This window comes from Brevibacillus sp. TJ4 (assembly GCF_044627595.2).
Taxonomy (GTDB): Bacteria; Bacillota; Bacilli; order Brevibacillales; family Brevibacillaceae; genus Brevibacillus.
The window spans coordinates 853360-865142 of record NZ_CP185865.1 but is presented as its reverse complement, the minus strand read 5'-3'; the positions used below and the strand labels follow the sequence as shown (position 1 = coordinate 865142).

The 11783-nt window shown below is 56.8% G+C and carries 10 protein-coding genes; 1 reads left to right on the top strand and 9 read right to left on the bottom strand.

All coding sequences use genetic code 11. From position 1 onward, the window contains the following. Positions 1-164: 164 nt before the first annotated feature. From ACAF76_RS04000 to ACAF76_RS03970, 7 genes are all read right to left on the bottom strand, one after another. Positions 165-935 carry a 3-hydroxyacyl-CoA dehydrogenase gene (locus ACAF76_RS04000; RefSeq protein WP_421617536.1) on the bottom strand — a complete coding sequence of 257 codons (771 nt, stop codon included), beginning with the start codon at positions 933-935 and terminating at the stop codon, positions 165-167. A 284-nt stretch (positions 936-1219) separates the two neighbouring features. Continuing rightward, positions 1220-2332, bottom strand: coding sequence for a mandelate racemase/muconate lactonizing enzyme family protein (locus ACAF76_RS03995; protein ID WP_421617535.1), 1113 nt, complete (start codon positions 2330-2332; stop codon positions 1220-1222). Between the two features lie 32 nt (positions 2333-2364). Then, entirely contained in the window at positions 2365-3744 is a 1380-nt protein-coding gene (locus ACAF76_RS03990) for a YfcC family protein (RefSeq protein WP_421617534.1), read from the bottom strand. Between the two features lie 100 nt (positions 3745-3844). Next, a complete protein-coding gene (locus ACAF76_RS03985) occupies positions 3845-5155 on the bottom strand; it encodes a transcriptional regulator (RefSeq protein WP_421617533.1) in 1311 nt (436 codons plus the stop codon). Positions 5156-5276: 121 nt separating this feature from the next. After that, positions 5277-6290: a tripartite tricarboxylate transporter substrate binding protein gene (locus ACAF76_RS03980; protein ID WP_421617532.1), complete on the bottom strand. Its 1014-nt coding sequence runs from the start codon at positions 6288-6290 to the stop codon at positions 5277-5279. 27 nt (positions 6291-6317) lie between these two features. Continuing rightward, positions 6318-7838 carry a tripartite tricarboxylate transporter permease gene (locus tag ACAF76_RS03975; protein WP_421617531.1) on the bottom strand — a complete coding sequence of 507 codons (1521 nt, stop codon included), beginning with the start codon at positions 7836-7838 and terminating at the stop codon, positions 6318-6320. A 15-nt stretch (positions 7839-7853) separates the two neighbouring features. Beyond that, a complete protein-coding gene (locus ACAF76_RS03970; protein WP_421617530.1) occupies positions 7854-8327 on the bottom strand; it encodes a tripartite tricarboxylate transporter TctB family protein in 474 nt (157 codons plus the stop codon). A 160-nt stretch (positions 8328-8487) separates the two neighbouring features. On the opposite strand from ACAF76_RS03970, the gene ACAF76_RS03965 reads away from it, so the two are divergent. Continuing rightward, complete coding sequence (locus ACAF76_RS03965; RefSeq protein WP_421617529.1) at positions 8488-9459, top strand: helix-turn-helix transcriptional regulator; 972 nt, start codon at positions 8488-8490, stop codon at positions 9457-9459. 6 nt (positions 9460-9465) lie between these two features. Here the strand turns inward: ACAF76_RS03965 and ACAF76_RS03960 are convergent, their stop codons facing one another. Next, positions 9466-10647: an MFS transporter gene (locus ACAF76_RS03960; RefSeq protein WP_421617528.1), complete on the bottom strand. Its 1182-nt coding sequence runs from the start codon at positions 10645-10647 to the stop codon at positions 9466-9468. Positions 10648-10689: 42 nt separating this feature from the next. Then, positions 10690-11676 carry a lipoate--protein ligase gene (locus tag ACAF76_RS03955; RefSeq protein ID WP_421617527.1) on the bottom strand — a complete coding sequence of 329 codons (987 nt, stop codon included), beginning with the start codon at positions 11674-11676 and terminating at the stop codon, positions 10690-10692. Positions 11677-11783 lie beyond the last annotated feature (107 nt).

The window sequence follows — 11783 nt, the reverse complement described above, 5'->3', positions numbered from 1 at the left end:
AAAAGATTTTGATAATTTTATTGATTGGAACTGGTTTGGTTTTTTTGTTAATTCCCAATTATTGGTTTGCGAATATCCCTGACAATCCGTATCCGGACAAAAAAAGACTGCCCGCAGTCGAGCGCAACCGACCTTCGGGCAATCGTTTATTCGCAAAGAAAGGGCTATCTCGCCTGCATCCGAATCCCGCCGTCCAGGCGAATCGTCTCTCCATTCAGCATCGGATTTTCCACAATTTGTGCGGCAAGCATGGCGTACTCCTCGGGTTTTCCCAAACGCTGCGGAAACGGCACCATCGCTCCCAGCGCATCCCGTGCCAAGCGCGGAAGCTGGTCAAACATCGGCGTATCGAACAGCCCCGGCGCAATCGTCATCACGCGGATTCCGAGCTGGGCCAGATCGCGTGCGACGGGCAGCGTCATGCCGACAATTCCCGCCTTTGATGCACTGTATGCTGCCTGCCCGACCTGTCCTTCAAAAGCGGCAATGGACGCAGTATTGACGATCACTCCACGCTCTCCGTGGACGTTTGGCTCGTTGCCCGCCATCTGTTCGGCTGCCAGGCGAATCACATTGAAGGTGCCGATCAGGTTGACCGACACGACCTTGGTGAAGTGATCGAGACGATGCGGCCCGTTGCGCGAAAGCGTCTTCTGGGCCATGCTGATGCCTGCGCAGTTCACAGCGACATGAATCGTGCCGAAACTCCCGGCTACATGCTCGATCGCGGCCTGCACGCTGCCCTCGTTCGTCACATCTGTCTGTACGTACATCACGCGCTCGCGCCCCAACTCCTTTGCCAGCGCCTGCCCTTGTTCCATGGCGAGATCGAGAATCGCTGCCTTGCCCCCACGCGCAGCCACCTGCCTGACGGTGGCTTCTCCCAGACCCGAGGCACCCCCCGTTACGATGACAACTGCATTTTGCATATCCACGCCGTTCCTCTCCTTCCTCGAACCATGCCGAGATGGGATGCAAGGAAGATACCAAAGCGTGAAGTCATGGCTCGCGCCTGCTCGCTTGCGTTCTTGCCGATGAGAACTGTACATAAGAAGACACCCGCCAGACATCAGTGTCCGAAAAACCGGACATTCTGTGCAGCAAACGGCTGGAACGACTGGGACACACCACTCGCTGTCAGACGCCATAAAAAAACGAGGCCGCCCCAGCGGAGCAGCCCCGTCATTTATCGTACTTATTCCTGAAGCCCAGGGTGTCCCTAGCCCTTGACCGTCTCCGTCATCCGGGTCAGCGCTGCCAGCGCCTGCTCCTCTACCTGCAAGCCCAGACCGGGGGCTTCAGACAGGCAAATGTGCAAGCTCTCATAGGGAAAAGCGGCGACATCGCGGGAAAACATCAACGGACCGACCAATTCGTTGGAGCGAATCGTTTTTTTGGCGACAGCCAGATGGGCACCCGCCGCCGTCGCGACAGCAGACTCCACCATCGAGCCGACCTGACATTCGATTCCCGCCATCTCCGCCTGTGCCACGAGCTTCAACGCCGGGTACAAGCCCCCGCATTTCATCAGCTTGATGTTCAGCTTGTCGGCAGCCTGCCGGACGATCGTCTCCCGCATTTCCCGGTCGCCGTGGACGCCTTCATCCACCATGACCGGAACGATCGACTGCCTGCGAATTTCCGCAAGAGCAGTCAGATCGTCCGCGATCACGGGCTGCTCGATCCAGTCGATGTCACATCCTTTGACCTGCTCCAAAACCCACATGGCGACGGCTCTGTTTCTCCAGCCCTGGTTGGCGTCGACGCGCAGCGGCACCGACTTGCCAATGGCGCTGCGCACAGCGCGAATCCGCTCGACGTCGACGTGCGGGTCGGTACCCACCTTGATCTTGATCGAACGATACCCTGCTTTCACCGCCTGGAGCGCCTCCTCGGCCATGACGGCAGGTTCGAGAATACTTACCACATACGGTACAGACAGCTTGTCGTGGTAGCGTCCGCCCAGCAGGTTGTAGACGGGCTGCCCCGCCGCTTTGCCCATCACATCGTAGCACGCAATGTCGATGGCCGCCTTGGCACTCGGCGCTGCGTAGACCGTCGTCGCCATTTTTTCGTGAATCCGCTCGATCTGAAACGGATTCTCTCCGATGACTGCCGGAGCCAACTGGTGCAGCAGGAGACTGAACGTCCCCTCCCATGTCTCCCCTGTCACATGCTGGTCCGGAGTCGCTTCTCCGTATCCGGCAATCCCTTCATCCGTCTCCATTTTCACGAGAATCGTCGGCATGTCCGCGTAGGTCTCATACGCCACGATAAACGGACGTATGAGGGGAAGCCGCAACCCGTACAGCGTGATAGACGCAATCTTCATACTCGTATTCTCCCGTTGTCAGCCGTTTTGCCTTACTGGTAGCCGATGATGTGGGCGATCGTGACAAAAACCGCACCCAGCGTGTAGTGAATGAGAATCAACGGCCAAATCCACTTGACCCATTTGATCCAGGAGATTCCTGCCAGGGCAAGGCCCGCCATGAAATAGCCGGACGTAGGCGTGAAAATATTGGAGATCCCGTCGCCCAGCTGGAATGCAAGAACGGCTGTCTGCCGCGTCACACCGACGAGGTCGCCGAGCGGAGCCATAATCGGCATCGTAACCGCAGCCTGTCCGCTTCCCGATGGAATAATGAAGTTCGCCAATGCCTGGACGATGTACATGCCGATCGCCGTCAATGCAGCCGGGAGCGTCCCGACCGCGTTGGCGAGGCCGTAGAGGATCGTATCCAGAATCTTGCCGTCTTCCAAAATGACGAGGATTCCTCGCGCTACCCCGACGACCAGCGCCCCCATGACGATCGTGCGGCAGCCTTCGATAAACGATTCGGCAATCTGGTTAAACGACAGCTTCCCGGCGATCCCCGCCAGTATGCCCATCAGCAAGAAAAGTCCGGCAATTTCCTTCAGGTACCAGCCCCACTGGGTCACGCCGACAGCCAGCATCACGATCGCCGCAAGCAGGATGAACAAAACCAGCTTTTGTCTGCCGGACAAGCTCGCTACCTGCTGTTCCCCGTTTTCCGCATCCTTCAAGGCGCGATCGCTCTCAAAGGTGTGACTCGCCTCGGGGTTTTTCTTGATCTTGCTCGCATAGCGCATCACGTACCAGATGCTGATTACAAGAAACACTGCCCACATGATAATCCGAAAGCCCATCCCGGAGAACAGTGGCAGCTCCGCGATGCCTTGCGCTACCCCGACCGTAAAAGGATTCATAAACGCAGTCGTAAAGCCGACCGATGTACCGACCAGCACAATCGCGGCTCCCGTCATCGAGTCAAATCCGAGACGCAGCATGAGCGGAATCAGGATCGTGATGTACGCGATCGTTTCTTCTGCCAGACCGAGCATCGCACCGCTCAGGGCAAAAAAGATCATCAGCACAGGGATAATCAGCTTTTCTCGCCCTTCCATTTTCTGCGAAATACTCCCTACGGCGCCTTGTACAACATTGGTGGAAAGCAAAATCCCGAATGAGCCGCCTACGACAAAAATGTAAAAAATGATGTCAGATGCCGCGACCATTCCCGTATAAATCGATTCAAACACACTCATAAAGCCAATGTTTTCAGCCTCGACAGGATGATAGCTCCCATCAACCGCAATCATCCTGCCGTTTGCATCCGCAGCGCGATCATACTCACCAGGAGTCACGATATACGTCGCAAGCGCAGCCAGCAAAATGACCGAGAACAAAATCACGAATACATGAGGGACTCTCGACGCCATTTGCTTCCACCTCTTTCATCAATTTAACGACAATTGTCGCTATTCTGTCGTCAATTATCGATAAATATACGGAATTTTGAATCCTCCGTCAAGGCGCAAACTAGAAATGAATTTGATAGACGGCACGCGGTCGCCCCTGCTGGTACGGCTGTTCCTCGCCTACGCGTGAAGCTGCATGTTTATCCGCCAGTTTCTTCAAAATCCGCTCCGCGCTGCGCCGGCTGACTTGCAAGTATTCCGCGAGATCGGTGGCAGTAAAGCGGTTATCCCGCCGCAGCCGGACGAAGGAGAGCAGTTTGTTGATCGTCGCGATGCTGATTGCGGTCTGTTCGGCGATCTCCAGCAGTCCCTGGTTTTCGCTTTTCAGGTGATACGCTTTGGCTCTGGCACCGAGCGGGCCGATCACCTCTTTTTCATGGGTGACGAGAAACGCGCTGCTCTCCTCCTTTTGCTGGCGGGCCGAGAACAGGGCGATGCGGGCGTTGCTCTCCGCCTCTCTGGCTGTCAGCCCGAAGCCAAACCCCATGCTGATCGTCACATCGTACAACGAGGAGATGTCGCCGACTGCGGGCATGTGCTGGAAGTTATGCGTCATGTGCTCGACGCTGCCCCGTGTTCCGTACATGATGTACTGGTCCAACCCGAGTTGCTGCACGGAAGCATCGGCCTCCTTGCCCAGTTCGAGCAGCCTTTGCTGCAAGGCAATCGAGGCTTCCGGCGCGGCTGCTGGTCCCTCTTTTCCACGCTGTTCAATCGCGGCCAGACCGATGGCGATTTGCGCATTTTCACTGATCAGCATCTGCCCGAGCGAGGCAGCTTTGGCGACCGTCTCGCGGATGCTTTTTTCCGGCACCAGCAGGTTCACACAAGGTATGCCATCCTCCCGAAGCTGTTCGTATACGTAATCGACACTGGTCAAAACCAGGTTGCTGCGGCCGCTTTCGTAGTTGCTCCGGTGAAAGCTGAGCAGAGCGTCCAGATCAAACTCCGTTCCTTCTCCATCCACGATGACGCTGTAGTCGCGTATTTGCCAGCGGGACGTATCGAGCTGCAACTCCTCTGCCGCCCGCCGGATGTAGTCCTTGTGCGGAATATCGACGGACAGCCGCTGCAGGCCCTCGCTGCGATGCAAATAAATAGCCCCAAGCGTCAAGGTGAGCGAATACTCGTCCGAGGGGATGTAGACAGATGGGATCCGTCTCGCAGCGGACAGCTCGCGCGCGAAATAATAGGGCAGCGGACCGGCAAACAACAGCACGTCACAATCCTCGATTTGCTCCACGATGCTGCCGGACTCCCGGGGATGTCTGTAATAATAGGTAGAAAAACGCTTGTTGCCGGATGTTTCGGCATAGGCTGTAATGCGTCCGGCAAAATCCTCTGGTGAAATGACAGCTATCTGTATCCACATGCTCTGCACCTGCTTTCACGTCTTCATCCAGTACCCTATGTGTTCGTTTTCATCCTACAAAATTCCTTTTTCTCCATATAAAAGAGCAGCCGGGCAGGCTTTCCTCCCGACTGCCTTTTGCTTACTTGCGAATGCCGCTTTTCGTCGCCAGCTCGGTATAGTACGCCGTCTCCTCGATGACGTCCTGGGTGAACGTGGCGCTGTCCGCGTAGTCCGGCTCTACCTGGATCGTCTCCAGATGCTTGATGAAAGCCGGATCGTTCTGCATCTTGGCGATACCCTCTTCCCATTGGCGGATGATGTGGGCAGGCGTGCCCTGGGCAAAGGAAACTCCCGTCCACCAGAACACAGAGAGCCCTTCGATGCCCATCTCCTCCGTCGTCGGCACGTCTGGCAAAAACGGACTGCGCGCAGAGCCCGACACAGCCAGCACCTTGATCTTGCCCGCCTGCAGCATGGGCATGACTTCGCCGACCATATGAACGGCCAGTACAGCGTGTCCGCCCGCCACTTTGGGCAAAGAATCGGAGCCTCCCTTGGTCACGATCATTCTCGTCTTGGAAAAGTCGGCGTCGATGGCGTCCAGCCATTCGGCTACGCCAAAGGCGGAAAACCCGGCAGGCCCGACAGACGTCCAGGTCAGCTCCTCGGGATTCTCCTTCACCCATTGGGAAAACTCGGCAAAATCGTTCCACGGCGCGTCAGCTTTGACCGCAAAGGCGAGCTGCCCCTTTCCGATCCGTGCCGTGTAGATTTGATCTTCATTGGCGACCGGGGGATTTTCCATCCCGGCGGTCAGCATCGTCGTGTTCGAGACATTGACGGCAAGCGCGGTATAGCCGTCGTTTTTGGCTTGCTTCAGGGCGTACTCGGCACCGATCGCGCCGCCTCCGCCCGGCTTGTTGACGACGAGGATCGGCTGCCCCCACTCCTTGCTCAAGTAGTCAGCAGCAGCCCGCGCGACCAGATCGACGCCGCCCCCGGCCGAATACGGCACGACGTATTCAATTTGTCGCTCCGGATACGCTGGCACCTCGCCTGTGCTCTCACCGGCTCCACCCGCTCCGCAGGCGCTGGCCGTGACGGCAAGCCCCAGGGACAGCAGCAGCTTTCCCCATCTCCGATACCCATTCAACGCAAATTCCTCCTTATGACTTTCTCTCTATGCTATGTCCAGCCCCCGGCGCCGCTTTTCTTCCCGTACCCGCGCCTGCGTCCGTTTGTTCAGCAGCGTGGAGACAATCAGCAGCGCTGCAGCTACGAGCAGGATCGTCAGCGAGATCGGACGCGTCACGACCAGCGACAAATTCCCTGAACCCATCGCCATGCTCTGAATAAACGATTCTTCCAGCAGTGGCCCCAGAATAAAACACAAAATCATCGGCACCACAGGCCATTTGTATTTGTTGAACAAAAAACCGATTCCGCCAAAAACAAAGGCGACCAGTACGTCAAACATGCTGTTGCGCACGCTGTACGCGCCAATCGTGCAAAACATCAAAATGATCGGAGCCATGATGCCGTACGGTACTCTCGTCAGCTTTACCCAAAACCAGACCATCGGCAAATTGAGCACAAGCAGCATCGCATTGCCGATAAACATCGAGGCGATGACCGTCCAGACAAAGGAAGCGTTCTGTTCAAACAGCACCGGTCCCGGCGTGAGCCCGTAGATCATAAACCCGGCGAGCAAGATCGCCAAAGGCGGCGAAGACGGAATACCCAGCGAGAACAGCGGAATAAATCCGGCGCTGGACGTCGCATTGTTCGCCGCTTCCGGGGCCGCTACGCCGGCGATTTCGCCTTTGCCGAAGTTCTCGGGGCGCCGGGATACCTTTTTCTCCACATCGTAGGCGAGAAACGACGTCACCGCTGCCGAGCAGCCTGGCAACAGCCCGAGGAAAAAACCGATCAATCCGCCGCGCAGTGTGGGACCGGCGCTTTTTTTCAAGTCCTCTTTCCCCGGGTAGACGCTGCCCGGCTTGCCGACCGCCGTATGCAGCCGTCTCTCCGCAATCCCCTTCAGCACTTCCGTTATGGCAAAAAGCCCGATGATGATGCTGATCATGTCCAAACCTCCGACCAGGGGGGCAAAGCCGAAATCAAACCGCGGCATCCCCGAAGACGGGCCGAGTCCAACCATCGCCAGCGTGTAGCCGAATGCCCCCATCAGCAGCGACTTGATCAACGAGCCACCCGACAGGCTGACCATCAAGGTGAGGGCCAGGATCATCAGCGCAAAGTATTCCGGCGGCCCGAACTTGAGCGCCTGATCAGCGAGGATCGGGGCAAACAGGGCGAGACCGACCACCCCGAGTATGCCTGCTGCAAACGAGGCGATGGCGGAGATGCCAAGCGCCGGTCCGCCCCTCCCCTGCTTCGCCATCGGGTAGCCGTCCAGACAGGTCGGAACGGAGGACAGTTCACCCGGAATATTGAGCAAAATCGCCGTTGTCGACCCGCCGTACATCGCGCCGTAGTAAATGCCGGCCAGCATGATAATGCCTTGGGTCGGCTCGAGTACCGCTGTCACCGGCAGCAGGATGGCGATCGCCGAAGTCGGACCGAGTCCAGGCAGTACGCCGACGAAGGTGCCGATCAGGGCACCGAGCGCAGCCATCAACAAATTTTCCAGGGAAAGCGCCGAGGCAAAACCGGACAGAAGCAAATGAACTGTTTCCATATGCAGCCTCCCCCCTCAAAACAGCGAACCGTTGGATAATGGGATTTGCAGCCAGTAAATGAACAGTATGTACTGACATGCAGTCAGCACAGCAGCGTACAAAAGGGAAACGGGCCAACGATAGCCGCCGATCAGGCGAAACAGCGCCACGCTGGTCGCAAACGTCGCCAGCACGTAGCCTGCCAGCGCAATCAGGGCCGCATACAAAAAGAGCACAGCGAGACAAAGAAACAGACGCATACGGCTCGGCGCCGCACCGGCAGGGCGGGCTGCCGCTTCTGCTCTCCCCTTGCCTCTCCAGGACTGGAGCAGCAGCAGTGCGCCCAAGACGACGAGCACCATTCCTACAATCCCCGGAAATGTATGGTCGCCCACGTAAACAGAGGAAGCGTAGGCTTGCAGCCGATGCGCCTCCCGCAAGACCAGGAAGCCGAGTCCGACAAAGACCAAAGCGCCGAAGCTATCAGGCACATTGCCCGGGCGAATCACGCCATCACCTCCATGCCAACAGCTACCATCAGCCTATGGCACACCAGCCCATTGTGTGAATTGCAGCCTGAAAATATGACAGCACCTGTCATAGTAAGCGGATATACTGGTCATAACAGCAAAAAGCGATTTCAGAAATGAATAAGGAGGAGTGGTACTCGTGCGGGCTGATCGTCTCATCTCGATCTTGCTTATTTTGCAAAACCGGGGACGCATGACGTCAAAGGAACTGGCGGAGAGGCTCGAGGTCTCGGAGAGGACGATCCACCGGGACATGGAGGCGTTGAGCATGGCTGGCGTGCCAGTATACGCCGAACGGGGAAGCGGCGGCGGATGGTCGCTGGCAGAAGGGTATCGGACCAATCTGACCGGTCTGAAAGCAGAAGAGATCAAATCGCTGCTGCTTGCCGCTCCGACGAGCGTATTGCAGGATCTGGGCCTGGGCGCCAACTTCGAAGACGCCTTCCAGAAGCTGGTCGCCTCTACGCCCGATCCGCTGCGCAAAGACGCCGAGTACGTCCGGGAACGCATCCATATCGACGGTGCAGGCTGGCATCAATCCGGCGAATCGGTTCCTTATTTGCCGACGGTCCAGGAAGCGATCTGGCAGGAGCGCAAGCTGTCCATCTCCTACCGGCGAGAGGATGCGGTCGTAAAACGAATCGTCCATCCGCTTGGCCTGGTCGCAAAACGAAGCATCTGGTATCTCGTCGCGCAGGCAGAGGGAGAGTTGCGCACCTACAGAATATCCCGGCTGGAGGATGCCAGAGTCTCTCCGGAAACCTTCCAGCGTCCTGCTGATTTTGACCTGGCTGATTACTGGGAAACCTCGATGGCACAGTTCAAGTCCACGCTGCCCCGCTATCCCGCGCACATCCGTGCGGCAGCAGAAATCCTCCCCCGGCTGAGGCAGGAGCGTTTCCTGCAAATCAAAACGACCCAGCCGGAGCAAAACGGCTGGGTGGTCGCAGAGGTTCAGTTTGAGACACTCGACTCGGCGTGTGAAATCGCGCTCGGCTACGGCGCACAAATTCAGGTGCTGGAACCGGAGGAATTGCAGACGCAAATCAGGCAGACGGCCGCAGCGATCCTTGCGCTGTACAAAACTGCGCCTGTTTCTGCAAAAAAATGAGCGCTGTCAGTTCAAGACCGGTCCCTTTTCCTCCTTGGTCTCCCTGCCGTAGAACAGCAGGACCGCTGTGCCTAGCAAGAGCACCACGGTAAACAGGCCGAAGATAAAGCCGTAGCCGTACTGATGGCTGGAGTAGTATCCGACCAGATACGGTGCGATGATGCTGCCGATCCGGCCTGCCGCAGAGGCAAATCCCGAGCCGGTGGCGCGCAGCGGCGTCGGATAGTTTTCCGGCGTATACGCGTAGAGCGCCCCCCATGCCCCCAGATTGAAGAAAGAAAGCAGCGCGCCCGTCACCAGCAGAGTCCCTGTCCCGCTGCTTTCCCCAAAAGCGTACGCCATGATCCCTGTCATAAACAAAAAGGAGGCAAGCGTCTGCTTTCTTCCCCACTTCTCCACCAGGTAGGCGGCCAGGAAATAGCCGGGAAGCTGGGCCAGCGTCATAATCAGCACGTACTGGAAGCTCTGGATCATCGTAAAGCCTTTGTCTACCAGCACCGACGGCATCCACAAAAACATCCCGTAGTACGAAAAGGCGATGGCAAACCAGACCGACCACAGCGTGATCGTCTCCCGCTTGTGCGAGGTCAGCAGCTTTTCCAGCGGGACGCGCTCTGTACTGGGCTTGAAAGCAGGCGACTCGGGAATATTTTTGCGGATGAGCAAAGCGTAGAGGATCGGAGCTGCCCCCAACAGCACAGCGACGCGCCAGCCGTACTCGGGGATAATAAAATACGCAATGACTGCGGCGATAATCCATCCGACCGCCCAGAAACTTTCCAATAGCACCACCGTTCGGCCGCGCTTTTCCGCAGGCGCGAATTCATTGACCAGCGTGGAAGCAACCGGCAGCTCAGCTCCCAGCCCCAGTCCCATTACGAAGCGCAAGAGCAGCATGGCGATGAAACCCGTGGCAAAGGCGCTGGCCAGACTGGCGAGGCCAAACAGCACCAGAGTGAGCAAAAACACGGGTTTGCGGCCAAGTTTGTCGGCCAGATATCCGCCCGCCATCGCCCCGATCGCCATCCCGACGAGATTGCCCGTTCCCAACAAGCCCGCCTCTTCTCCAGACAATCCCCATTCCTGACGGAGCGCTACCATAATAAAGGACAGCAGAGCGACGTCCATCGCATCGAACATCCAGCCGAAGCCAGCCGCCCAGAATACTTTTTTGTACGGTGCAGACATTGACATTCCATCCTTCCACTCATCCAAAATGAAAAATACCGGCTAGAACAAAAGTGAGACAAACGACTCCCGATCGAGCTTGCCGAAGTATGCCTGCACATCCACCTTGGCGATCAGCTCCGTCAGCAGTGTCTTGTCGTACGGTTGGTCGCGCAGCAGCTCTTCCAGCTCCGCCACGTCTCTGACGCCGAAAAAGTCGCCAAAGATGCGCGCCTCCCGGATCTTGCCCCGTTCAATGTCGAGCTGTACCTCGACCGTCCCGATGTCGAAGCGCTGGGAGTGGCGAAAATTGCTTTTGGGCGACTTTCCGTAGTTCCACTCCCACTGCTGGTAGCGCTCCTTGGACAACTCGTGAATTTTGCGCCAGTCTTCTTCTGTCAGCCGATACTCCGCGATCTCTTTGCCGCCGAATATTGAATGAAGAATCGCCAGACGAAATTCATCGATGCTCATTTCCTCTTGCAAAAACTCGGTAATATTGGCGACCCGGCTGCGAATCGATTTGATCCCCTTCGACTTGATCTTGTCCGCATTTACCTTGAGCGCGGAGACGACATTCTCCAGTTGCGAATCAAACAGCAGCGTGCCGTGGCTGAACATGCGCCCCTTTTTGGAAAACTGGGCGTTGCCCGATATTTTTCGCTCGCCGACCTGGATGTCATTGCGCCCGGTCAGCTCTGCCTCTACCCCCAGCTTGCGCAGCGCCTCCACGACCGGCTGGGTGAACTTGCTGAAGTTGTGGAACGATTGGCCATCATCGTTGGTAATAAAGCTGAAATTGAGATTGCCCAGGTCGTGGTATACCGCTCCGCCGCCGGACAGCCTGCGTACGATGTGGATGCCGTGCTCGTTCACGTAATCGGCATTGATTTCTTCGATTGTATTTTGGTTTTTGCCGATGATGATCGACGGTTCATTTATGTAAAACAGCAGATAGTCGTCCACAGTCGGCAGAGATGTAAGCGCATACTCCTCAATCGCCAAATTGATTCGCGGATCTGTTATCCCTTTATTATCGATAAATTTCATTTCGATCCCCCTATGCGGCATTTTTGTCATCATACCATGTTTTTTGATTGAATCACTAGAACACAACCGTTTGCGGCCAACATAAATCAGACTTTTTTCAAAACACT